The following is a 22,509-nucleotide window of genomic DNA, read 5'->3' on the forward strand; positions in this document are numbered from 1 at the left end:
CGGGTGCGCCATGTGCGGACGACGCGTCCCCAGCGACATGTCCGACGCAGCGAGCTCGCACAGCTGTTACGGAAGCCGTCGTTCTACCTGCCCTCGGCGGTCCCGGCGTTACTCGTCGCGATCGCGCTGACCGCCACGGCCACCTCGTCGACGGTCGGCACCTCGTCGCGCCCCGCCGACGTCGTGATCAGCCAGGTCTACGGCGGCGGTGGCGAACCGGGCTCGATCTGGACCGCCGACTTCGTCGAGCTGACGAACCGGGGCGACGAGCCCGTCGACGTCACCGGCTGGAGCGTGCAGTTCGCCCCGCCGCGCGAGCGCTCCTGGGGCGTCACCCGGCTGTCCGGCCGGATCCCGGCCGGCGGGCGGTACCTGATCGCCGAGGCCAAGGGAGTGAACGGCTCCACCCGGTTACCGCAGGCCGACGTCGCCGGCTCGCTCGACCTCGGCTCGACCAGCGGCAAGGTGGCGCTGGTCCACAACACGACGCCGCTACGCTGCGTCGCGAGTTGCACGACCGTCGACGGCGTCCGCGACTTCGTCGGGTACGGCAGCGCTGACGACTCCGAGGGTCGCCCGGCGCCCGCACTCTCCAGCACCACCGCCGTGGTCCGGCGTGACGTCAAGGTCCCGACCACCGGCGAGAGCACGTCGAGCATCGAGGACGACCCGGGCGGTCCGGCGGGCGTCGAGGGCAGCCAGGACCTGGCCGACGACGTCCCCGGCCTCACCAACTCCGGCGGCGTCGACACCGACGACAACGCGGTGGACTTCGTGGTCGCGACGCCTGCGCCGCCGGGCGGACAGGGTGACTCGGCGGGCCGCACCGCACGCATCGCCGACATCCAAGGCCGCTCGCACATCTCACCGCTCGCCGGGCGCCTGGTCGCCGCCGTGCCCGGCCTCGTCACCGCGGTCGGTCGGACCGGGTTCTGGATGCAGGATCCCGAGCCCGACAGGGACCCGGCGACCAGCGACGGCCTGTTCGTCTTCACCGGCGCCGCGCCGCGCGTGCAGAGTGGGGATACCGTCCGGGTGGCCGGCACCGTCACCGAGTACCGGCCGGGCGGCACCGCGGGCGCCAACAACCTGACCACGACCGAACTGGTCCGGCCGACGGTCTCCGTGATCTCCGGCGCCGCACGACGGCCGGTCCCGGCGCTGATCGGCCCCGGTGGCCGGATCCCGCCGACCCAGGTCCGCACCGACGCGCCCGGCGACGTCGAGAACGACGCGCCGTTCGCGCCGACCGCCAACGCTCTCGACTTCTACGAGTCACTCGAAGGAATGCTCGTCCGGGTGGTCGACCCCGTCGTGGTGGGGCCGACCAGCCTGACCGGGCAGCTGCCGGTTCTGCCCGGCGGGGCCGGCTCGCCCCGGACGAAGCGCGGCGGGCTCCGCTACACCCCCACCGATCCGAACACCGAACGGGTGCTGCTCGACGACTTGCTCGCACCGCTGCCGGTGGCGAACGTCGGCGACCGGCTGCGCGGCCCGGTGGACGGCGTCCTCGACTACGGCTTCGGCGACTACCGGCTGGAAGTCCTGACCACGCCGGAGAGCACCAGCAGCCGGATCACTCCGGAGACCGCGCGGCCGGCGGCGCCGACCGACCTCACGGTCTCCAGCATCGACATCAGCTCGGTGAGCCTCACCGGTACGGCGTCCCGGGGGCGACAGTTGGCCACCACGGTCGTGCGCGGCCTGCGGTCGCCCGACGTCCTCGCGGTCGAAGAGATGCCGGACGACGACGGCCGCGCCTACGACTCGCAGGTCGGCGCCGACGACGGCTGGCGTGCACTGGTCGGCGCGATCCGCGCCGCCGGTGGCCCCCGCTACTCGTTCCGGCAGATCGACCCGGTCAGTGGGCGGGACGGGTCCGGACCGGAGAACCGGCGCCTCGGGTTCCTCTACAACCCGGCCCGAGTGACGTTCGTCGATCGCGGTGCCCCGGACGCCACGACGGCTACCCAGGTCACGTCCGTCGGCGGCAAACCCGCGCTGTCGCTCTCCCCCGGGCGGATCGCCACCACCAGCCCGGCGTTCATCGATGCCCGCAAGTCGCTCGCGGGCGAGTTCCGGTTCCGCGGCCGGACCGTGTTCGTGGTCGCCAACCACTTCGTCTCCGGACGCGACGAGTCGCTGTTCGGACGGCACCAGCCTCCGCAGCGCATCTCCGAGGAGCAGCGCGGAAGTCAGGCCTCGGTCGTCCGCGCGTTCGTCGACACGCTGCTGAACTCCGATCCGGACGCGGCGGTGGTGGTCGCCGGTGGCATCGCCGACCGGGAGAACACGCCCACGCTCGGCGTCCTGACGGCCGGCGGCGGTCTGCTGGACCCGGCGGCGAAGCTGACCCCCGCCGACCGGTACAGCGCGCTGCTCGAGGGCAATGCGATGCTGCTCGACCACGTCTTGGTGAGCCGCGCGCTGAGCGGTACCGCGGTGGACGTCGTCCATGCGCAGAGCGAGTTCGCGGCGCGCTGGTCGGATCACGACCCGGTGCTGGGATACGTGCGGTTCCCGGCCGCCCCGCGCGGCCCGGCGCCGCCCGCGACGCCCTGACCGGGAGGTTCTCGACGCGTCAACGGCGACGCGCGGGAGGTACCGTTGAGGGCATGACTCAGGAGACGCGGCCGACAGTTGTCAAGTCGGAGGCGGAATGGCGCGCCCAACTCACTCCGCAGGAGTACCAGGTTCTTCGGGAGGCCGGCACCGAGCGGGCCTTCACCGGTGAATACACCGACACCAAGACGACCGGCGTCTACCACTGCCGGGCCTGCGGAACCGAGCTGTTCCGCTCCGAGACCAAGTTCGAGTCGCACTGCGGCTGGCCGAGCTTCTACGCGCCGTCGGATGCGAAGAACGTCGTGCTGATCGAGGACACCACACTCGGGATGCGGCGGGTCGAGGTCCGGTGCGCGGCCTGCGACTCGCACCTCGGTCACGTGTTCCACGGCGAGGGCTACGGGACGCCCACCGACGACCGGTACTGCATCAACTCGATCTCGCTGACGCTGGAGCCGACCGAGAGCTGAGCGGCCACCGCACTCCGCCCGCGGCGCACCGCCGCGGGCGCGACGCGCCGCTGTGGGGCGCCGTGCCGTGCCGTGGGGCGGATTTCCCGAAAATCCGGTGCGCCTGCGCGCCGACGGTAGCGCTGAAGGGTCCCCCTCCAGCGAGCAGGGACCCTTCGCCGGCGGGGCGCCCGCGCGTTACGGCAGGGACGCGACGATCTCGGCGACCGGCTTGCGGCGACCGGTGTAGAACGGCGTCTCCTCGCGCACGTGCCGGCGAGCCGTCGACGCCCGCAGGTCACGCATCAGGTCGACCATCCGGTGCAGCTCGTCCGCCTCGAACGCCAGCATCCACTCGTAGTCGCCGAGCGCGAACGACGCGACGGTGTTCGCCCGTACGTCCGCGTAGCCGCGCGCCATCTTTCCGTGCTCGGCGAGCATCGCGCGACGCTCCTCGTCCGGGAGCAGGTACCACTCGTAGGACCGGACGAACGGGTAGACGCACACGTACGCCCGCGGCTCCTCGTCGGCCAGGAACGCCGGGATGTGGCTCCGGTTGAACTCGGCCGGGCGGTGCAGCGCCAACTGCGACCACACCGGCTGCAGGTGCGCGCCGAGCGCGGTGCGACGCAGCCGCCCGTACGCCTCCTGGAGCGCGTCCGAGGACGACGCGTGCCACCACACCATCACGTCGGCGTCCGCACGCAGACCGGACACGTCGTAGACGCCGCGCACGACGACGTCCTTCTGGGCCAGCTGCTCGAACAGCTCCTCGACCTCGGTCCCGATCGGCGTCCGGTCGGCGGGCAGCCGCCCTTCGGCCCGGAACACCGACCACATCGTGTAGCGGATCGAGTCGTTGAGGTCCCGGATCCGCTGGGCGTTCGGGTTGTTCCCCGCGGCTTGCTCAGCCATGAACTGGCTCTCCCCTCGTCAGCGCACGCTCCGCTGGAACACGGTCGTCGCGCGAGCGCTCATCCGCGAGCGCCGACAGTACCTGGTCAGCGGCGGCCTGGCCGGACCGGATGCAGGCCGGAATGCCGACGCCGTCGTACGCGGCCCCGGCCAGGGCCAGGGTCGGTTCCGCGGCCAGCGCCGCGCGGACAGCGGCCACCCGGTCGAGGTGCCCGGGGGCGTACTGCGGCAGCGCGCCACCCCACCGGTTCACCCGGACGCCCAGCGGTGCGGGCCAACCACCCGGCAGCGGCACCAGCGTGCCGAGCTCCTCGGTCACCGCGGCGACCAGCGACTCGTCGTCCCGCTGGAGGACCGCCTCCTCGCCGTGCCTGCCGACCGAGGCCCGCACCACCGTGACCGGCTCGCCGACGTGGCCGTCGAGTACGTGGCCCCACTTCTGCGAGACGTACGTGACGGCCTTGACCAGGCGTCCGGAGCTGGCGGGCACCAGCGCACCGGTTCCCGGCGGCAGCGGCAACCGGCCCGGCAGGACCAGCGACACCAGCCCCACACTCGCGTACTCCAGCACACCGACCGTGCGGGCCGCGGTCCCGTCGACGTCGGCCAGCAGCCGGGACGCCGGAGCGGCCGGGACCGCCAGCACCACCGCGTCGGCGCGGACCGTCGTGCTGCCACCGAGACCGGCAGATCCGACCGTCAGCTGCCAGCCGTCCGGGGTCCGCTGCAGGGCCCGCACCGGCATACCGGTCCGGATCGCGGCCTTCGACGCGTGCGCGACGGTGGTGACCAACCGGGACAGTCCACCGCGCACGGTGGCGAAGATCGGACCGGAGGGCGCCGACGACCCCGGCGTCCCGCGGGCGGCGCGAGCAGCTCGGACCAGCGACGGCTGGTCGGCCAGCCCGGCCGCCAGCGCTGGCATCGTCGCGCGCAGGGACAGGTGGCTCGCCCGTCCGGCGTAGACCCCGCCGAGCAACGGCTCGACCAGCCGGTCGACGACCTCGGCGCCGAGCCGGTCGGCGACCAACGCGCCGACCGCGACGTCGCCGTCGCCGAGCGGGACGCCCGGACGGCCGGGTTCGGCCCGGACCAGCGTCAGCCCGTCCTCGCTGAGCACGCCGGACGCGGCGGTGGCCTCCAGGTCGGCCGGGACGCCGAGCATCGTGCCGGCCGGCAGCGCGCGGAGGGTGCCGTCCACCCAGACGGTGGCCCCGGCCGACGAGGGGCTCACCAGGTCACCCGCGAGCCCGACCCGCTCGGCCAGCGCGCGGGCCTCCGGCACGCGTAGCAGGAACGATTCGGCGCCGTCCTCGACCGGCACGCCGGCCACCCAGCCGGTGCGCAGCTTCCCGCCGACGCTGCCCGCCTGCTCGATCACGGTGACCGCGGTTCCGTCCGGCGCGGTGTCGCGGATGCGCAGCGCGGCAGCCAGGCCGGCGATACCACCGCCGACCACGACGACGTGTAGCGGTCGGGTGAATCGGTCCTCGAACAGCACGAACCCATCGTGCCGCACCGAACCGGCGTGCGGTCGCTGCGGAGACCCGCGAACTGCCCGGACGTGGGCAGCGTCACGCGTCCGGATGCCACCGACGGGACCTTCGGCCCGCGGCGAGGGGCTTCGGTCCCGTCACGAGGCGGCAACGACCGCAGAACAGATGCAACCGACGGGCCCACTCCCACGTCGAACCCGCACAGGCTCGAACTCCGCGATGCCCGGCTCGGAATTCCCGGAGTCCGGACTCGTCCGTGCTACCGCATGCCAACGAGAGGACCACGATGGACGTCCGCCCGATCGGCTCCCGACGCCGACCACTGCTCGCCGCAGTCCTGCTGTTCGGGCTGGTAATCGCCGGCTGCAGCGGTGACGGTAGCGAGGACAGCGGCAGCACCTCCGACACCGCCGCCGAGGCGCCGGCCGCCGCTCCCCAGCAGGGGAACCCCGAGTACAACGCCGACAAGCGCCAAGCCGACCAGCAGGGAAGCCGACCCGAGGCCGCGACGACGCTCGGAAGCCGGAACCGGGCGCTGATCTACAAGGGCTCGCTGACCGTCACCGCGAAGGACGTCCCGGACGCCGCCGCACGCGCGATCACCACCGCGCAGGCCGCCGGTGGTTACGTCGCCGCCGACCAGCGTCGTGTCAACGCCGACGACCGGATCACGGTCACCCTGACGCTGCGGGTGCCCTCCTCCCGGTTCACCACCACGATCGACACCCTGTCCGCGCTGGGTACCGAACGCTCACGAGAGCTGGGCACCGAGGACCTGCAGCCCGGTGCGGTCGACCTGGACTCCCGGATCGCCGCCCAGCGAGCCAGCGTCGCCCGGGTACGAGCCCTGCTCGGCCGCGCGAACTCGATCACCGAGCTCGCCTCGATCGAGCGCGAGCTGACCTCCCGGGAGAGCGAGCTCGCGGCCCTGGAGTCGAGCCGCCGTACGGTCAACGACCAGGTCAGCCTCTCGACGATCACGCTGAACCTGAGCGAGCCGGCCGACGCCCCCAAGGCCGCGCCGAAGGAGGAGCGCGGGCTGCTCGTCGGCCTGCGCAACGGCTGGAACGCGTTCGTCGCCACGCTCACCGTGCTGCTGATGGTGCTGGGTTGGCTGGCGCCGTTCCTGGCGGCGGCCGCGCTGGTCGGCGTCCCGATCTGGCTGCTGGTGCGCCGCTTCCGCCGCCGCTCGGCTCGGCCGACGTCGCCGGCAGCGTCCGCCGGGCCGACCACGCCCAACGGCCCGGGGCCCAACGGACCCGGGCCCAGCGGACCCGGGCCCAACGGACCAACCGGAACCAACGGTCCGACGGAGCCGACCCGGCCGACCTCACCGACGCAGCCGACCCAGCCCTCCGAGCCGGTCGGACCGCGCTCCTGATCGGCAGCTCGGCCTGGCGGCTCGGACGTGCCGTCAGGCCGAGCGCACGGACCGCTCGTGCACCAGCTCGACGACGCGGGTGAGGACGCCCGGATCGGTCTCCGGCAGGACACCGTGCCCCAGGTTGAAGATGTGGCCCGGGGTCGCCGCTCCGTCGGCGAGCACCCGGTCGACGTGCTCGGCGACCACTGCCGGGCCGGAGAGCAACACGGCCGGGTCGAGGTTGCCCTGTACCGCGCGGTCCGGACCGATCCGGGCGGACGTCGCCGCCAGCGGCGTCCGCCAGTCGACGCCGAGCACGTCGGCGCCCGCCTCGCCCATCGCACCGAGCAGTTCCGCCGTGCCGACCCCGAAGTGGATCTTCGGGACGCCGGTCGCGGCCAGGTCCGCCAGCACGCGGGCGGAGTGCGGCTGGACGTACTTGCGGTAGTCGGCCTCGGACAGCGCGCCGGCCCAGGAGTCGAACAGCTGCACGGCGGACGCCCCGGCGGCGACCTGCACCTGGAGGAACGCGGACGAGATACCGGCGAGCCGCTCGCAGAGCGCGTGCCACAGCTCCGGATCGCCGTACATCAACGCCTTGGTGCGGGCGTGCGTCCGCGACGGCCCGCCCTCGACCAGGTAGCTGGCGAGCGTGAATGGCGCACCCGCGAACCCGATCAGCGGTACCGCGTCGAGTTCGCCGACGAGCGTTCCGACCGCTTCGGTGACGTAGGGAACGTCGTCGGGCCCCAGCGGCCGCAGCCGATCCAGGTCGGCGGCGCTCCGGAACGGCTCGTCGACCACCGGGCCGACGCCGGCGACGATGTCCAGCCCGACGCCGACCGCGATCAGCGGCACGACGATGTCAGAGAAGAAGATCGCGGCATCCACCCCGTGCCGACGAATCGGCTGGAGAGTGATCTCGGTCACAAGGTCGGGCCGCTGGCACGAGTCGAGCATGCCGATTCCCTCGCGGACCTTCCGGTACTCCGGCAGCGACCGGCCCGCCTGGCGCATGAACCAGACCGGCGTGTGCGACACCGATTCCCGGCGGCAGGCGCGCAGGAACGGTCCGTCCGCCAGCTCCGCCGGTACCGGCGCACGCCCGGTGACCTGCTCCGCGACGAGCTGCGGGCCGGCGTCGGCATCGGGGCGCGGCGCGGTGCCGCGGGGCGCTGCGGTGTCGGTCATGACGGTCATGGTTTCACGGCTCCGCCTCCGGGCAGCACGTCGGCGGCCGGGATCCGCCGTTCGGGGGCCGTCCGTCGCCACCGACCCGCGACCGGCGCGCCACGCTGCGCGGGCTCCGCCGCTCCCCCTACCCTCTTGAGTCATGGCCCCCACCGGCGCCGGGCCCGACCCGTTCGCACGCGCCGTGGCGACGTTGCGTGCGGTACGGACGCGTCCGGAAATCCTGCTCGAAGAGGTTCCGGCTCCGCAGCGGCTCGCCCCTCGCAGTCACGCCCTGTCCGGCACCGTCCTGCGCGGCGACGAGGAGGTGGCGACCGGTCGGCTGATCGTCCTGCACGATCCTTCCGGTCAAGAGGCCTGGGGCGGGCACTGGCGCGTGGTTTCGTACGTGACCGCGGAGCTCGAAGCCGAGATGGGCACCGACCCGATGCTCGCCGCCGTGGGCTGGAGCTGGCTGTTGGACGCGCTCGATCTGGCCGGTGCCCGCTACGCGGCGATCGGCGGAACCGTCACCCAGGTCAGCTCCACCCGTTTCGGTGACCTCGCCGGGCCACCGACCAGCTCAGACGTCGAGGTCCGGGCCTCCTGGACGCCGATGCTGAGCAGCTCGGTGGACCTCTCCCCGCACTTGGACGCCTGGTGCGGGCTGCTGGCCTCCACGGCCGGCCTACCGCCGCCGGGTGTCACCGTGCTGGCGGCGCACCACTCCGCCTGAAACTCTCGTCCGTGCGACCGGTAACTCTGCGCCGCTTCCGGACAGGGCAGGGGCATGACGAGATCGCTGCGACAGCGCGTCCGCGACGGCGACCAAGACGCCTTCGCCGAGCTGTTCGAACAGTCCGCGGCGCGGGTCTACAACTACGCGTTCCGGCTGCTCGGTGACTGGGCGGCCGCCGAAGACGCGGTGTCGCTGACTTTCCTCGAGGCCTGGCGCGGGCGGCACAAGCTCGCGGCCGACGGCGGATCGATCGTGCCGTGGCTGCTCGGCATCACCACGAACGTGTGCCGCAACACCGCCCGCACGCGTCGACGCCACGCCGCGGCGATGAAGCGGCTCCCCGAGCCCCGCGCGGTCCCGGACATCGCGGACGAGGTCGTCGGGCGCGCGGACACCCTCGACCGGTTATCCGCCATCGAAGCGGCGCTGCGCACGCTGCGCCGTCCGGAACGCGAGGTGATCGCGCTCTGCGTCTACGCCGAGCTGGACTACGCCGCGGCCGCCGAAGCCCTCGGCGTCCCGGTGGGCACGGTGCGGTCGCGGCTGACCAGGGCCCGAGTCCGACTGCGCGCCCGCACCGGGGAGCAACCAGCGCCGCCCCCGACCTTCCCGGCGTTCAACCGGAGGACCCGATGACCACCGACGAACGCGACGCGGTGACCGCCCTGCTCCCGCCCCGGACGCCCGACGCGCCGCTCCCCCAGGCGACCGCGCAGCTGGCCGCGCTCCGCACCGCGATGACCGACGCACCGCGGCAAGCCACGTACCGCCGGTTCGTGCCGGTACCCGTGCTTGCCGCCGCCGCGGTGCTGCTCGTACTCCTCGGCGCCGTCCTGCTCGGCCGGACCACCGAGCGTCCGAGCGACGTCGACCCGGCGACGTCGCCGGTCACCACGGCCGAGGAACTGCTGGAGCGGGCCGACGCGATGACGCGTGCGACTCCGCCCGTCGACGTGCGAGCCGACCAATACGTGTTCACGCGCTCCCGGGCCCGCGACTCCGCTGGGTTCCGTGACGTGTGGCTGTCCGCGGACGCCTCCCGTGGGCTGCTCCGGGAGAGCGGCTCGGACACCCCGCTCGACAGTGCGGCGCCACCCGCCGGCTTGTCCGTCACCGAACTGGCGATCGACTACCCGTCCGCGACGTCACTGCGTGCGCTGGCCGACACCGGCGTCGATCCGAAGACACTGGTCGCCGAGGTCCGGGCGAACATCAACAATCGGCAGAACGTCTTCGACGCCCTGCGCGCGATGCTCGTCGAGGTCGTCGTACCGCCGAAGCTGCGGGCGACGATCTACCGAGCCATGCTGCTGGTGGAAAACGTAAGGTTCACGCGCGATGCCCTGGACGGCGCCGGGCGGTCCGGCGTCGGGCTGGTGCACACCGGCGAGGACCGCACCGTGATCGTCATCGACCCGGTGACGACGGCGTTCCTCGGCACCGACGACAGCGCAGTGATCAGCTCCGCGGTCGTCGACGAGGTCGCACAGTACCCGGCCGGGATCACCCCGCAGTCCGGCACGGCGAGCCCGCCGCCCCAGTCGACGTCGCTGCGCGACACCGACTGGGAGAACAGCGCGATCGGCCTGCCGGACGACGGGCGTTTCGGCCCGGCCGCCACCCAGTACATTCGGCTCGACGCCGGGCAGGCCGGCGGCCGTGACCCCGCCGGACGGCCGGTGCGGTACGTCGTCGACGTCGATCGCTACCCGCCGGCGTTCGGTCCGCTCCTCACCCAGGCCGAGGACGCCGTCCTGGTGCTGGAGATCCGTCCGGCGTCCGGCCCGTCGTCCTGGGCGGTGATCGCCTACGTCGAAGCCGGTCCCGCCCGGCTGGTGACGTGGATCGAGGGGACCGCACCCCGATCGGTGACGTTGCACGACCGGCGCGTCACGGTCCAACTAGACGGCGGCGCACAGCACCATCGCTGGGACGGTGACCAGTTCGTCCGCGCCACCTAGGACTTCTGTACGAACCTGGAGCCCGCTGAGGGCGAGGCTGGCGTCCGCGCGCAACGACGCCGCGTATAAGTGATACTCAAGTCGTTGCGCGCGGCCGTCAGGCTCGCCCTCAGCGGGCCGCCCGCTAAATAAGGGCTTCGGCTTTGGTGCAGGGGGCGTCCAGCTGCTTGATGAGCTGGTCGGTCTTGGCCTGGTCGCCCTTGCCGATCGCGTCCAGTGCCTCGATCACGAGCTTCAGGCACTGGGAGATGACCTGCTTGTCGGCGTTGGCCGTACCCAGCGAGTCCTTGGTGCCGTTGAGCTGCTGCTCGGTGTTGGTGAGCTTGGTCTTGGTGTCGGTGAGGTCCTTCTCCAGCGTGGTGATCTTGCTGTCCCGGGCGTCGATCGTGTTCTCGGCCGCGGTGAGCTTGGCCTGGGTGTCGTTCTGCTCACCGTTCTTCGCGATGAACAGCCCGGTCATCGTCAGCGCCAGCACGAGCAGCAGCGCGGTCGCCGCTCCCAGGATCACGACCAGCCGGTTCTTCTTCGGCGCCGCGGGCGACTGCCCGTACCCCGACGGGCCGACCTCCGCACCGGGTAACGGAGCGGTCAGGTGCGGCGCTCCGGGCCCGGTCGGGATGGGAGCGGTCGGGATCTGCCCGGTGTAACCCGGCGTCGGTCCGTAGCCGGCCGGAGGCCCCGAGGCCGGCGGCATGGACGCCGGCGGAGCGGACGCGGGCGGTCCCGACGGCGTCACTGCCTCCGGGGCGGGCGCGTAACCGGGCACCGAGTACTCGGCGCCGGACACCGGCGCGGCGTACTCGCTACCCGAGGTGGGCGTCGCCGGGAACGGGCTGGCCGCCGGCTGCCCCCACGGGTCGGACGGCGGGGTGGACCCGTCCGGCTGGTTCGGCTGACCTTGCTGACTGGGTTGACCCGGCGAATAGGGCGATGCGCCGCCGCTCCACTGGGGATCGGACGAGTAGGGACTGCCCTGGTTGCCGTAGCCCGGGTTGGACACCGGAGTTCCTCCTGGTCGATCGCGTGGCGGGGGGACGGCTCCGCGGGCCTGGAGGTAGTACGAGACCCGGCGGAACGGACGCTGGTACGGGTGGCGAAAGCCTGCTCAGCAGGTGATCAGGCCCTTGCACACCTCGTTGATGGGGATCGCGAGACCGAGCCCGTCGGCTCCCTCGGCGACGATCTTGGCTTGGGCGATGCCGACGACCTCGCCGTCGGCGTTGATGACCGGGCCACCGGAGTTGCCGGGGTTGATCGCGGCGTCGAACTGGATCACCCGGGTGGACAGGCCCTGGACGTCGTCGCGGACCGCGCTGACCACACCGGTGGTGACGGTGTCGGTGAGCCCCAGCGGGGCACCGACGACGATCACCGGGTCACCGGGGGCGACCTCGGCGGACGCCTTCTTGAGCGGAGCGAACTTCGCCGACGTGCGGAGGACGGCGAGGTCCCGGTTCTTGTCGGTGTCCTCGACGGTGGCCGGGTAGCTCTCGGACTCCCGCTGGATCGTCGCGTTGCGTCCGCCGGAGCTGACCAGCCCCTCCACGACGTGGTAGTTCGTGATCAGCAGCGTGCCGCCCTCGGCGTCCTTGCCGAACGCGAACGCGGTCCCGGTCGCCTGCCCGGCGCGCACGCTGAACACCGAGGGAAGCACCTGCTTGGCCACCGCGGTGGAGTTGAGCGTGCCCTTGGTGCGCTCCTCCAGCCCTTGGACCCGCTTGGTGAGGTTGCCGAGGTCTTCCCGGTCCTTGGCCGCCGACGCCTCGGCCCGGTCCTGTGCGGAGCGGGCCTCGTCCACGTCACCGGAGAGGCCGGCCAGCACCACGGCCTGCACCACGACGACGATCAGCAGGAAGACGGCGAGGCCGAAGCCGATCGGACCGAGCAGGCGGCCCGACGGCCGGGATCCGGTGGGCGGTAACCCGCCGGGCGACGTGCTGCCGGGAGGACCGGAGACGTGCGAGAGCGGCCCGGTCGGGGCAGGGGCGCCGAATGCGCCGGGCGGCGGAAGCGGTCCGGGGTATCCGGGCTGGCCCGACTGACCGGGCGACGTGTAGCCGGTACCGAACGGCGGTGCGGAGACGGTGCGGGCCGGTGCGGATGGCGCGCCGAAGGCTCCGGTGGTCTGCGTCGCTGACGGCGGCGGCACGTTCGGACCGCCGTAGGCGCCGTTCGGCGACTGCTGCGGCCATCCGCTCACCGGTGGCCGGGGGCCCGGTAACGGACCGGTCGGCGCGCCGGGCCCGACGGGTGCGGCTGAAGTCTCGTCCCCGCGGTCTGACATCTTGTGCTGCCTTCCTGCCCGGTGGACCGGTGCCGGTGCTCCGGTCCGACCGCTTCGAGGCCACTGGTGGTTAGAAGTGCACACACAGCTCGTTCCCAGGGCCAGAACTCACCGTAGCGACCGCCGTCGATGAGGTCGACTGATCGACCGCGTTCTGACGCCCATCCGACGCGGCAGAGCCCCGCAGAGCGTGCCGACACCCACCGGGACCGACCGTCTCGCTACGGTGAGAGTGTGAACGAGGCGGCGAACATGGGTGCAGACGACACGGAGCAGCCGGAAACGCCGGTTAACGACCCCCCTGTCGACGCTTCTGGGCCTTCCGAGCCGCCCGCTCCGGTGCCGTTGCTGGTTCCGCGCGACGGCACCCCCGAGCCGGTCGACACTGCCGAGGCGCTCGCCGAGGCGGCAGCGGCGCTGGCCGCGGCCAGCGGACCGGTTGCGGTCGACGCCGAGCGGGCATCCGGCTACCGGTACGGACAGCGCGCCTACCTGGTGCAGCTGCGGCGGGGTGGGGCGCAGGCCGGCGGCACGGTGCTGATCGACCCGCTGCCGTTCGACGACCTCGCGGTGATCGACGCGGCGATCGTCGACACCGAGTGGGTGCTGCACGCGGCGAGCCAGGATCTGCCGTGCCTGGCCGAGTTGGGGCTCCGGCCGCGCAAACTGTTCGATACCGAGCTCGCCGGGCGACTCGCCGGGTTCGAGCGGGTCGGCCTGGGCGCGATGACCGAGCGAGTGCTCGGCCGGACGCTGGAGAAGGGCCACTCCGCCGCGGACTGGAGCACGCGTCCGCTTCCGGTGGAGTGGCTGACCTACGCGGCGCTCGACGTCGAGTTGCTGGTGGAGCTCCGGGACGCACTCGCCGAGGAACTGGAGCGGCAGGGCAAGCAGAGCTGGGCGGAGGAGGAGTTCGCCGCACTGGTGGCGAGCAAGCCCCCGGCGCCGCGCGCCGAGCCGTGGCGCCGCACGTCCGGGATCCACCGGGTGCGCACCGCGCGCGGGCTGGCCCGGGTGCGGGCGCTCTGGGAGGCGCGGGACGAGATCGCGCGGCGCCGTGACCTCGCGCCGGGACGGGTGCTGCCGGACTCCGCGATCGTCGCGGCGGCGCAGGCCGACCCGGTCGACGAGCGGGCGCTGCTGTCGCTGCCGGTCTACTCCGGCCGGGCCACCCGGCGGCTCGCCGGGACGTGGCTGGACGCCCTGGCGACGGCGCGGGCCATGCCGCAGGACAAGTTGCCGACCACGGCCACCGGGGGCGACGGGCCGCCACCCGCCCACCGCTGGGCCGACCGCGATCCGTCCGCCGCGGCCCGGCTGGCGGCAGCGAAGGCCGTCGTGACCGCGCTGGCGACCGAGCACAACCTGCCGGCCGAGAACCTGATCGCCCCGGACACCGTGCGGCGGCTGTGCTGGACACCCCCGGACCCGCTCGAGCTGGACGGCGTCGAGCAGGCGCTGCGGACACACGGCGCCCGTGAGTGGCAGATCGGCCTGATCGGCCCCGGCCTCCTAGAGGCCCTAGCCACCGAGTGAGCGGCCCGACGGACACAGCCGCGTGCGCGCACTGTGCGCGACGAGTAACGACTGGGTTTGCGGCGCGCTCGACTGCCAGCCCCGCCCTCAGCGGGCTCCAGGTTCGAGCGAACTGCGCGCGCCTGGCGGCGCTTCAACCGCATGAAGCGGACGCCTCGGCGCGCGCCGAGGCGTCCGCCTGGTGCACTCAGGCGGGCACGGCGAAGTTGGCGAGGAGCGCGCGAACTTCGGCGGCGATCGCGTCGAGCGCGGGCTCGTCGCCCTCGGCCGCGACCGCCCGGTCGATGAAGTCCGCGATCAGCGGCATCTCCGCGGTCGTCAGCCCTCGCGTGGTCACCGCAGCGGTTCCGATCCGGATGCCCGAGGGGTCGAACGGCTTGCGGGGGTCGAACGGCACCGTGTTGTAGTTCAGCTCGATCCCGGCGCGGTCGAGTGCCTTGGCGGCCGGCTTCCCCCCGATGCCCTTCGGCGAGAGGTCCGCCAGGATCAGGTGGTTGTCGGTGCCACCGGACACCAGGTCGAACCCACGCTCGAGCAGCGCGTCGGCCAGCGCCTTGGCGTTCGCCACGATCTGGTGGGCGTACGCGGAGAACTCGGGCGTCGACGCCTCCTTCAGCGCGACCGCGATCGCCGCCGTGGTGTGATTGTGCGGCCCGCCCTGCAGACCCGGGAACACCGCCTTGTCCAGCGGCTTCGCCCACTCCTCGGTGGACATCAGCATCGCGCCGCGCGGACCGCGCAGCGTCTTGTGCGTCGTCGTCGAGATGATGTCGGCGTGCCCGACCGGCGACGGGTGCGCGCCGCCGGCGATCAGCCCGGCGATGTGCGCGATGTCCGCGGCCAGCACCGCCCCCACCTCGCGAGCGATCGACGCGAAGCCCGCGAAGTCGATCGTCCGCGGGACCGCGGTGCCACCGCAGAAGATCAGCTTGGGCCGCTCGCGCAGCGCCAGCTCGCGCACCTCGTCGAGGTCGACGCGGCCGGTCTCCTTGCGGACGCCGTAGTGCACCGCGCGGAACCACTTCCCGGTCGCGGACACGTTCCACCCGTGGGTGAGGTGACCACCGTGCGGCAGGCCCATGCCCATCACGGTGTCGCCCGGCTGCAGCACGGCGAGGTAGATCGCGAGGTTCGCGGGCGACCCGGAGTACGGCTGCACGTTCGCGTGCTCGACGCCGAACACCGACTTGGCGCGGGCGATCGCCAGCTCCTCGAGCGGGTCGACGAGCTGCTGGCCCTCGTAGTAACGCTTGCCGGCGTACCCCTCGGAGTACTTGTTCGTGAACACCGAGCCGGTCGCCTCGAGGACCGCCGCCGACACGTAGTTCTCCGACGCGATGAGCCGGATGGTGTCCTGCTGGCGCTGGGCCTCGGCCTCGACGAGCCGGGCGACGTCGGGGTCTTCGGCGGTGAGGTGTGGCGTCGGGGGCTGGTTCAGGGTCATCGGGCGGCTCCTCGCTGCTGCGGCCCGGCGGCACCCGCCGGACACACTGGTGTCGTCAGCCCCGCTCACCCAGGCGCACGGTGTTGGTACGGGTTCGGTGCCGCTCCCCGGTGGTTAGCTCCACCTCGACTACGCCAGTCGCGACGACGCGAGCCTATCGCGTGGGCGAACGTGCGCGGCCGTCGCTGCGGCCACGACCACCGCCCGACCGCCGCCGCCCAACCGGCGCCGCGCGAAGTTACGCCGAATCCGTCTCCAGGGGACTCCTGGAGACGGATTCGGCGTAATTCGGCGTCGAACGCGAGCACGGGGAACGGCGCCGGGTGCGAGCGCGGGGGCGAGGCGCTCCCGATCCGGCCGAGGTCGGCTTGTTACATGACGGTGTGCCGCGTCACATGCGGCGCCTAGTTACCCGCGAGTATTACCGACGAGTAGCATTCCTCGGTATCAGCAGCGTTACCGCCAATCCTGGAGGACCTGTGTCCCGTCAGAGCCGTGACGTGGTCTTCGTCGACGGCGTCCGCACCCCGTTCGGCAAGGCCGGGCCCAAGGGGATCTACGCCGAGACGCGCGCCGACGACCTCGTGATCCGCACCATCCGTGAGCTGCTCCGCCGCAACCCGTCGCTGCCGCCCGAGCGGATCGACGAGGTCGCGATCGCGGCGACCACCCAGACCGGCGACCAGGGCCTCACGATCGGCCGGACCGCCGCCCTCCTGGCCGGGCTGCCGAAGTCGGTGCCGGGCTTCGCCGTCGACCGGATGTGCGCGGGCGCGATGACCGCGGCCACCAGCGTCGCCGGTGGCATCGCGTTCGGGGCGTACGACGTCGCGATCGCCGGCGGCGTCGAGCACATGGGCCGCCACCCGATGGGCGAAGGCGTCGACCCGAACCCGCGGTTCCTCTCCGAGCGGGTCGTCGACGCGTCCGCGCTGGTGATGGGTCAGACCGCGGAGAACCTGCACGACCGCTTCCCGCACCTGACCAAGGAGCGGTGCGACGCGTTCGCGCTGGGCAGCCAGCAGAAGTACGCCAAGGCCCTCGCGGACGGCAAGATCCAGCAGGACCTGGTGACGGTCGCCACCCGCAGCGCCGAGAAGGGCTGGGGCCTGGCCACCGCCGACGAACCGCCGCGTCCGGAGACGACGCTGGAGGGCCTCGCCAGCCTGAAGACGCCGTTCCGCCCGCACGGCCGGGTCACCGCCGGTAACGCGGCCGGTCTCAACGACGGCGCGACCGCGAGCATCCTGGCCGCCGAGGACGTCGCCCGCGAGCTGGGGCTGCCGATCGGTGCCCGGCTCGTCTCCTACGCCTTCGTCGGCGTCGAGCCCGAGGTGATGGGCGTCGGTCCGGTGCCGGCCACCGAGAAGGCGCTGGCCAAGGCCGGCCTGAGCATCGACGACATCGGCCTGTTCGAGCTGAACGAGGCGTTCGCCGTCCAGGTGCTCGCGCTGCTCGACCACTTCGGCATCGCCGACGACGACGAGCGCGTCAACCCGTGGGGTGGCGCGATCGCGATCGGTCACCCGCTGGCGTCCTCCGGCGTCCGGCTCTTCACCCAGCTCGCGCGGCACTTCGCGGAGCGTCCGCAGGTCCGGTACGGCCTCACCGCGATGTGCATCGGCATCGGCATGGGCGGGGCGGTCATCTGGGAGAACCCGAACTGGGAGGGCAACAAGTGAGTTCTTTTCGACCGACCGCTGCGGACGGCGTTCAGCCTGCGGGAACACCTGAGGTTGAAAAGAGTTCATCGACGACGCCAGAGTTCCCCGACGAGGTCGTCACCAACGCCTACGTCCGCTTCATCTCCCTGCCCGGCCTGGACGGCGAGATCGCGCTGATCACGCTCGACAACGGTCTCGACCACACCCGGCCGTCGACGTTCGGCCCGGGCGGCCTGGCCGCCCTGAACACCGCGCTGGACGAGATCGAGGCTCACACCCCCGCCGTGAAGGCGATCGCGGTGACCGGCAAGCCGTTCATCTTCGCGGTCGGCGCCGACCTCTCCGGAGTGGCCCGGATCACCAGCCGTGACCAGGGCCTGGAGGTCGCGCGGCTCGGCCACGCGGCGTTCGCCCGCCTCCGCAACGCGAGCGTCCCGACGTTCGCGTTCGTCAACGGCGCGGCGATGGGCGGCGGCGTCGAGATCGGGCTGCACTGCGACTACCGGACGATCTCGTCCGGCGCCGCGGCCCTCGCGCTGCCCGAGGTGTTCCTCGGCCTCGTACCGGGCTGGGGTGGCACCTGGCTGCTGCCGAACCTGATCGGCGCGGACGGCGCGGTGAAGGTCATCATCGAGAACGCGCTGAACCAGAACAAGATGCTCAAGCCGAAGGAGTACCTCGGTCTGGGCATCGGCGACGCACTCTTCGAGCCGGCCGACTTCCTGGAGCGGTCGCTGGAGTGGGCCGCCGGCGTCCTCCGCGGCGACGTGACGGTCTCGCGCCCCGAGGTGGACCGTGGCCAGGCCTGGGACGACGCCGTCGCCCGCGGCCGGGCGTTCGCCGACGGCAAGGTGCACGGCGCCTCGCCGTCGCCGTACCGGGCGCTCGAGCTGATCGCGGCCGCGAAGACGTCGACGTTCGAAGAGGGCACCGCCGCCGAGGACGAGGCGCTCGCCGACCTGATCATGGGCGACGAGCTGCGAGCCGGCCTGTACTCGTTCGACCTGGTCCAGAAGCGCGCCAAGCGGCCGGTCGGTGTCCCGGACCGGTCGCTGGCCCGCAAGGTCACGAAGGTCGGCGTCGTCGGCGCCGGTCTGATGGCCGGCCAGCTCGCGCTGCTGTTCGCCCGCAAGCTGGAGGTGCCGGTCGTGCTGACCGACCTCGACCAGGCGCGGCTGGACAAGGGCGTCGGCTACGTGCACGGCGAGATCGACAAGCTGCTGGAGCGCCGCCGGGTCTCCCCCGACAAGGCCAACCGCCTCAAGGCACTGGTCACCGGCTCGCTGACCAAGGACGCGTTCGCCGACGCCGACTTCGTCATCGAGGCCGTGTTCGAGGAGCTCGGCGTCAAGCAGCAGGTGTTCGCCGACGTCGAGGCCGTGGTCTCGCCGGAGTGCATTCTGGCGACGAACACCTCGTCGCTGTCGATCACCGAGATGGCGTCGAAGCTGCAGCACCCGGAGCGCGTCGTCGGGTTCCACTTCTTCAACCCGGTCGCGGTGCTCCCGCTGCTCGAGATCGTCCGCGCCGAGAAGACCGACGACGCCTCGCTGGCCACCGCGTTCGCGGTCGGCAAGACGCTGGGCAAGTCGTGCGTGCTGGTCAAGGATGCCCCGGCGTTCGTGGTCAACCGACTGCTGACCCGCTTCCTCGGTGAGGTCACGAAGTCGATCGACGAGGGCACCGAGTTCCTCGACGCCGACCGGGCGCTGGAGCCGCTGGGCCTGCCGATGAGCCCGCTGCTGCTGCTGCAGCTGGTCGGTCCGGCGATCGCGCTGCACGTGTCCGAGACCCTGCACGGCGCCTACCCGGACCGGTTCTACGTCTCGGAGAACATGCGGAAGGTCGTCGAGGCCGGCAAGACCGCGTTCCTCGACTGGTCGACCGGCGCGCCGCAGGTCGACGCCGAGGTCGCCGCGCTCTACGGCCCGCGGAACGGCGGACCCACCGTCGACGAGATCCGTGAGCGCGCGCTCGCGGCCCTCGCCGAGGAGATCCGGCTCATGCTGGACGAGGGTGTCGTCGCGGCGGCGCAGGACATCGACCTCTGCATGATTCTCGGTGCCGGGTGGCCGTTCCACCTCGGTGGGATCACGCCGTACCTGGACCGGGTCGGCGTTTCGGAGAAGGTCACCGGTCAGCGGTTCCTGGCGCCGGGTGTGGCCAGCGTTCCGGCCTGATCCGTCTCGCCTCAGAGGCCCGGTACCCCATTAGGGGTGCCGGGCCTCTGTCGTCAAGAGCTATTCTGCTTCTGTGGATAACGAAGACCCGCCGTTCTGGCACAACCCGGAACGAATCGTGTACCGAGCACGGGTTCGCGAAAACATATACCGCTCGCTATCCACAAATTCACTGAGGGATGCCGGCTCGATCGAAGAGCCCGATAACGTCGATCTCATGTCAGCCACCATCGGTTCCTATGCGTCGCTCGACGACGACGATTCCATCGGGTGGTCCGAGGACGAACTGGACGAGGTTCCGGAGTACGTCCATTACGAGATCGAGGACGGAACTCTCATCGTGTCGCCCCGGCCAAGCCTTCGACACCAACGCACCGGTGCAAACCTCGCGAGGATGCTCGAATACTCGTGTCCGAGTGACCTAGTAGCGGTGCAGGACGCTGAAATCCGCGAGTACGAAGACGGCAAGATCGCCCAATGCCGCTCACCCGACGTCATGCTCGTGCCGCGCGAGTTGCTCGCCGAGGCCGACGATCAGAACGACGAAACCAAGTGGGTGCAGCCCTCTCAGGTGCTCATGGCGATCGAAGTCGTCTCGCCCCGCTCTCGCGTCGCCGACCGAATCACCAAGGTCGGACAATACGCCCTGTGGCGAATCCCGTATTACCTCCGCGTCGAAATGCGCCCTACCCGGGCCCTCTACGAATACGTCCTCGACGAGACCACCGGCAAGTATCAGACCCCGATCGAGCACACCGACGTCGTCGAGATGGACGATCCCTTCCGCATTCGATTCGACCTCTCCCGGTTGGTCTGACCGTGGCGCCGGCAATTCCCACTCGTTTCTGCGAGAGGCGCGATGGCGCGAGCGGAAATCGATGGTTCGCGGGTGTAGCGCGCGCGACGCGTCCGGATGATGCATGTGGGACGCGAGCCGATACCCGGAGGGATCCCTGGCGGACACGCCGGTCTCTACGGTGACCGGCATGACAGCCGCGGTAGGACTCTACGAACCACCGGACGGATGGTCCGATGACGAACTGGTGCAGGTCCCGGAGGGCGTGCACTACGAGATCGAGGACGGCCGGCTGGTCGTCTCACCCCGGCCGACGTTCTGGCACCAGGAAGCGTGCCGCCGCTTGACGAACGTCCTCGAGGAGCAGTGCCCGAGCCAGTACTGGCCGGTGCAGGAGGGTGAAGTCCGCATCTACGACGGCAGGGTCGTCGCCGAGCTGCGCGCTCCCGACATCCTCGTCGTGCCGCGGGAGCTGACCCGGCGCGGGGCGTACCGCGGCTGGGCACACCCACACGAGGTCTCGCTCGCCGCGGAGGTGGTCTCCCGCCACTCGTACACGCCCGACCGCACGACGAAAGTCTCGGTGTATGCGGCCTGGGGCATCCCGCTCTACCTGCGGCTGGAGACCGAGCCCGAGGTCGTGCTCTACGCGTACCGGCTCGGCAGCAACAAGACGTACGAGAAGCCCACCGAGCACCGCGAGCTGTTCACGATCGAAGAACCATTCCAGATCCAGATCGACCCAGCGCTCTGGACCTGAGCTTCCGCGGGGTACCTCCCGTCCCACGGAAAGCTCCTCCGCGCAGCGGGGCCGACCGGACCGGATCGCGGCGGGGTCGGTCTGGTCGTCGCCGCTGCAGTTGCTGCCCGTTGCCCGTGCGACACCCCCACGGGCAACGGGCCAACTGTCTTTAGTAAGTACTGCGCCAGGTCCGACGCCAGGAATTCCCAGGGGGTCGGGTCAGGGATTATCCCGATGTGCCGTTGAGGTAGGGATCCCTACAGTTCGCTGCCGTGACCGTCATAACGACTCGATCCCTGGCGAAAGAATACGACGGTGGCGTACGGGCGCTCGACGACCTGTCCGTCACGATCGACTCCTCAGTGGTGTCCGGTACGGACTCTGCGGGTGGAGTGGTCGGCCTCGTCGGTGCGAACGGTGCCGGGAAGTCGACGTTCCTGAAGATCGTCCTCGGCCTGCTGCCGCCGTCCAGCGGCAGCATCCAGGTGCTCGGTCTGGACCCCACCGTCGACGGTGACCTGGTGCGCGCCCGGGTGGGCTACATGCCCGAGTACGACTGCCTGCCGCCTGACCTGTCCGCGGCCGAGCTGGTGACCCACCTGGGGCGGATGAGCGGTCTACCGAAGACGATCGCGCGTGAGCGGGCGTCCGAGACGCTGCGCCACGTCGGCCTCTACGAGGAGCGCTACCGGCAGATCGGCGGCTACTCGACCGGCATGAAACAGCGGGTCAAGCTGGCCCAAGCGCTGGTACACGATCCCGACCTGCTGCTGCTCGACGAGCCGACGAACGGGCTCGACCCGGCGGGCCGGGACGCGATGCTCGACCTGGTTCGCCGGATCGGTACCGAGTTCGGCATCACGGTCGTCATCTGCTCGCACCTGCTCGGCGAGATCGAGCGGATCTGCGACTACCTGGTCGCGCTCGACGGTGGCCGGCTGCTGCGCGCCGACCGGGTCGACGCGATGACCGCTGGTCAGGACGAACTGGCGATCGAGGTCGACACCGGGGCCGCAGGGCTCGTCGAGCTGCTGATGTCCCGCGGTGTCGACGCCCGTCTGGACGGCCGGACCGTGCTCGTACCGCTGGTCGACCCCGGCACGTACGACCAGATCCTGGACGCGATCGCCGATCTCCATCTGGCCCTGCACCGGCTGGACCAGCGGCGTCACCGCGTCGCCGAGCTGTTCGCGAGTGCGTCATGA

The 22,509-nt window shown here is 71.7% G+C and carries 18 protein-coding genes and 1 riboswitch; of the genes, 12 read left to right on the forward strand and 6 right to left on the reverse strand.

All coding sequences use genetic code 11. The features are described from left to right. Positions 1-12: 12 nt before the first annotated feature. Entirely contained in the window at positions 13-2,562 is a 2,550-nt protein-coding gene (locus ABEB28_RS39635) for a lamin tail domain-containing protein (RefSeq protein WP_345733462.1), read from the forward strand. A gap of 53 nt (positions 2,563-2,615) precedes the next feature. Continuing rightward, a complete protein-coding gene (gene msrB / locus ABEB28_RS39640; RefSeq protein ID WP_345733463.1) occupies positions 2,616-3,035 on the forward strand; it encodes a peptide-methionine (R)-S-oxide reductase MsrB in 420 nt (139 codons plus the stop codon). Between the two features lie 177 nt (positions 3,036-3,212). Here the strand turns inward: msrB and hemQ are convergent, their stop codons facing one another. Beyond that, positions 3,213-3,929, reverse strand: a complete 717-nt coding sequence (hemQ, locus tag ABEB28_RS39645) for a hydrogen peroxide-dependent heme synthase (RefSeq protein WP_345733464.1) — start codon at positions 3,927-3,929, stop codon at positions 3,213-3,215. Beyond that, entirely contained in the window at positions 3,922-5,430 is a 1,509-nt protein-coding gene (gene hemG, locus ABEB28_RS39650; RefSeq protein WP_345733465.1) for a protoporphyrinogen oxidase, read from the reverse strand. Before hemG ends, hemQ begins: the two co-directional genes overlap by 8 nt. Before the next feature lie 281 nt (positions 5,431-5,711). On the opposite strand from hemG, the gene ABEB28_RS39655 reads away from it, so the two are divergent. After that, positions 5,712-6,806 (forward strand): DUF4349 domain-containing protein, encoded by a 1,095-nt coding sequence (locus ABEB28_RS39655; protein WP_345733466.1) that lies wholly within the window; start codon positions 5,712-5,714, stop codon positions 6,804-6,806. A gap of 33 nt (positions 6,807-6,839) precedes the next feature. On the opposite strand, the gene hemE is transcribed toward ABEB28_RS39655, so the two are convergent. Next, entirely contained in the window at positions 6,840-7,988 is a 1,149-nt protein-coding gene (hemE, locus tag ABEB28_RS39660) for a uroporphyrinogen decarboxylase (protein ID WP_425559056.1), read from the reverse strand. A 133-nt stretch (positions 7,989-8,121) separates the two neighbouring features. Here hemE and ABEB28_RS39665 point away from each other — a divergent pair, with 133 nt between their 5' ends. Genes ABEB28_RS39665 through ABEB28_RS39675 form a run of 3 tightly spaced genes read left to right on the forward strand, consistent with a single transcriptional unit; the run spans position 8,122 to position 10,658 of the window. Next, positions 8,122-8,694: a DUF3000 domain-containing protein gene (locus tag ABEB28_RS39665; RefSeq protein ID WP_345733468.1), complete on the forward strand. Its 573-nt coding sequence runs from the start codon at positions 8,122-8,124 to the stop codon at positions 8,692-8,694. A 54-nt stretch (positions 8,695-8,748) separates the two neighbouring features. Next, complete coding sequence (locus ABEB28_RS39670) at positions 8,749-9,333, forward strand: RNA polymerase sigma factor (protein ID WP_345733469.1); 585 nt, start codon at positions 8,749-8,751, stop codon at positions 9,331-9,333. Next, the gene (locus ABEB28_RS39675; protein ID WP_345733470.1) at positions 9,330-10,658 is read left to right on the forward strand and encodes a hypothetical protein; all 1,329 of its coding nucleotides are present in this window, start codon (positions 9,330-9,332) and stop codon (positions 10,656-10,658) included. The genes ABEB28_RS39670 and ABEB28_RS39675 overlap by 4 nt, the downstream gene beginning before the upstream one ends. Before the next feature lie 124 nt (positions 10,659-10,782). On the opposite strand, the gene ABEB28_RS39680 is transcribed toward ABEB28_RS39675, so the two are convergent. Together ABEB28_RS39680 and ABEB28_RS39685 are read right to left on the reverse strand one after the other, a co-directional pair. Then, positions 10,783-11,658: a hypothetical protein gene (locus ABEB28_RS39680; protein ID WP_345733471.1), complete on the reverse strand. Its 876-nt coding sequence runs from the start codon at positions 11,656-11,658 to the stop codon at positions 10,783-10,785. Positions 11,659-11,763: 105 nt separating this feature from the next. Continuing rightward, positions 11,764-12,942 carry a S1C family serine protease gene (locus ABEB28_RS39685; protein WP_345733472.1) on the reverse strand — a complete coding sequence of 393 codons (1,179 nt, stop codon included), beginning with the start codon at positions 12,940-12,942 and terminating at the stop codon, positions 11,764-11,766. Positions 12,943-13,194: 252 nt separating this feature from the next. On the opposite strand from ABEB28_RS39685, the gene ABEB28_RS39690 reads away from it, so the two are divergent. After that, positions 13,195-14,478 carry an HRDC domain-containing protein gene (locus ABEB28_RS39690; protein ID WP_345733473.1) on the forward strand — a complete coding sequence of 428 codons (1,284 nt, stop codon included), beginning with the start codon at positions 13,195-13,197 and terminating at the stop codon, positions 14,476-14,478. A gap of 187 nt (positions 14,479-14,665) precedes the next feature. On the opposite strand, the gene ABEB28_RS39695 is transcribed toward ABEB28_RS39690, so the two are convergent. Beyond that, the gene (locus tag ABEB28_RS39695) at positions 14,666-15,922 is read right to left on the reverse strand and encodes a serine hydroxymethyltransferase (protein ID WP_345733474.1); all 1,257 of its coding nucleotides are present in this window, start codon (positions 15,920-15,922) and stop codon (positions 14,666-14,668) included. A 60-nt stretch (positions 15,923-15,982) separates the two neighbouring features. Next, positions 15,983-16,074, reverse strand: a riboswitch (ZMP/ZTP riboswitch). A gap of 327 nt (positions 16,075-16,401) precedes the next feature. Between ABEB28_RS39695 and ABEB28_RS39700 the strand changes: the two genes are divergently transcribed. The 5 genes from ABEB28_RS39700 to ABEB28_RS39720 all read left to right on the forward strand — a co-directional run bounded on the left by ABEB28_RS39700 (position 16,402) and on the right by ABEB28_RS39720 (position 22,509). Then, positions 16,402-17,604 carry a thiolase family protein gene (locus ABEB28_RS39700; RefSeq protein WP_345733475.1) on the forward strand — a complete coding sequence of 401 codons (1,203 nt, stop codon included), beginning with the start codon at positions 16,402-16,404 and terminating at the stop codon, positions 17,602-17,604. 122 nt (positions 17,605-17,726) lie between these two features. Beyond that, complete coding sequence (locus ABEB28_RS39705; protein ID WP_345733514.1) at positions 17,727-19,766, forward strand: 3-hydroxyacyl-CoA dehydrogenase NAD-binding domain-containing protein; 2,040 nt, start codon at positions 17,727-17,729, stop codon at positions 19,764-19,766. A gap of 73 nt (positions 19,767-19,839) precedes the next feature. Then, positions 19,840-20,583 carry a Uma2 family endonuclease gene (locus ABEB28_RS39710; RefSeq protein WP_345733476.1) on the forward strand — a complete coding sequence of 248 codons (744 nt, stop codon included), beginning with the start codon at positions 19,840-19,842 and terminating at the stop codon, positions 20,581-20,583. A 169-nt stretch (positions 20,584-20,752) separates the two neighbouring features. Beyond that, entirely contained in the window at positions 20,753-21,322 is a 570-nt protein-coding gene (locus ABEB28_RS39715; RefSeq protein ID WP_345733477.1) for a Uma2 family endonuclease, read from the forward strand. Positions 21,323-21,576: 254 nt separating this feature from the next. Then, positions 21,577-22,509 carry an ABC transporter ATP-binding protein gene (locus tag ABEB28_RS39720; RefSeq protein WP_345733478.1) on the forward strand — a complete coding sequence of 311 codons (933 nt, stop codon included), beginning with the start codon at positions 21,577-21,579 and terminating at the stop codon, positions 22,507-22,509.

It is taken from the genome of Cryptosporangium minutisporangium (assembly GCF_039536245.1).
Lineage (GTDB): Bacteria > Actinomycetota > Actinomycetes > Mycobacteriales > Cryptosporangiaceae > Cryptosporangium > Cryptosporangium minutisporangium.

Excerpts from the sequence above, each read along its gene's own strand:
- msrB (WP_345733463.1), top strand. The coding sequence starts at position 2,616 with ATGACTCAGGAGACGCGGCCGACAGTTGTCAAGTCGGAGGCGGAATGG.
- hemQ (WP_345733464.1), bottom strand. The coding sequence starts at position 3,929 with ATGGCTGAGCAAGCCGCGGGGAACAACCCGAACGCCCAGCGGATCCGG.
- ABEB28_RS39655 (WP_345733466.1), top strand. The coding sequence starts at position 5,712 with ATGGACGTCCGCCCGATCGGCTCCCGACGCCGACCACTGCTCGCCGCA.
- hemE (WP_425559056.1), bottom strand. The coding sequence starts at position 7,988 with ATGACCGTCATGACCGACACCGCAGCGCCCCGCGGCACCGCGCCGCGC.
- ABEB28_RS39665 (WP_345733468.1), top strand. The coding sequence starts at position 8,122 with ATGGCCCCCACCGGCGCCGGGCCCGACCCGTTCGCACGCGCCGTGGCG.
- ABEB28_RS39670 (WP_345733469.1), top strand. The coding sequence starts at position 8,749 with ATGACGAGATCGCTGCGACAGCGCGTCCGCGACGGCGACCAAGACGCC.
- ABEB28_RS39675 (WP_345733470.1), top strand. The coding sequence starts at position 9,330 with ATGACCACCGACGAACGCGACGCGGTGACCGCCCTGCTCCCGCCCCGG.
- ABEB28_RS39685 (WP_345733472.1), bottom strand. The coding sequence starts at position 12,942 with ATGTCAGACCGCGGGGACGAGACTTCAGCCGCACCCGTCGGGCCCGGC.
- ABEB28_RS39690 (WP_345733473.1), top strand. The coding sequence starts at position 13,195 with ATGGGTGCAGACGACACGGAGCAGCCGGAAACGCCGGTTAACGACCCC.
- ABEB28_RS39695 (WP_345733474.1), bottom strand. The coding sequence starts at position 15,922 with ATGACCCTGAACCAGCCCCCGACGCCACACCTCACCGCCGAAGACCCC.
- ABEB28_RS39715 (WP_345733477.1), top strand. The coding sequence starts at position 20,753 with ATGACAGCCGCGGTAGGACTCTACGAACCACCGGACGGATGGTCCGAT.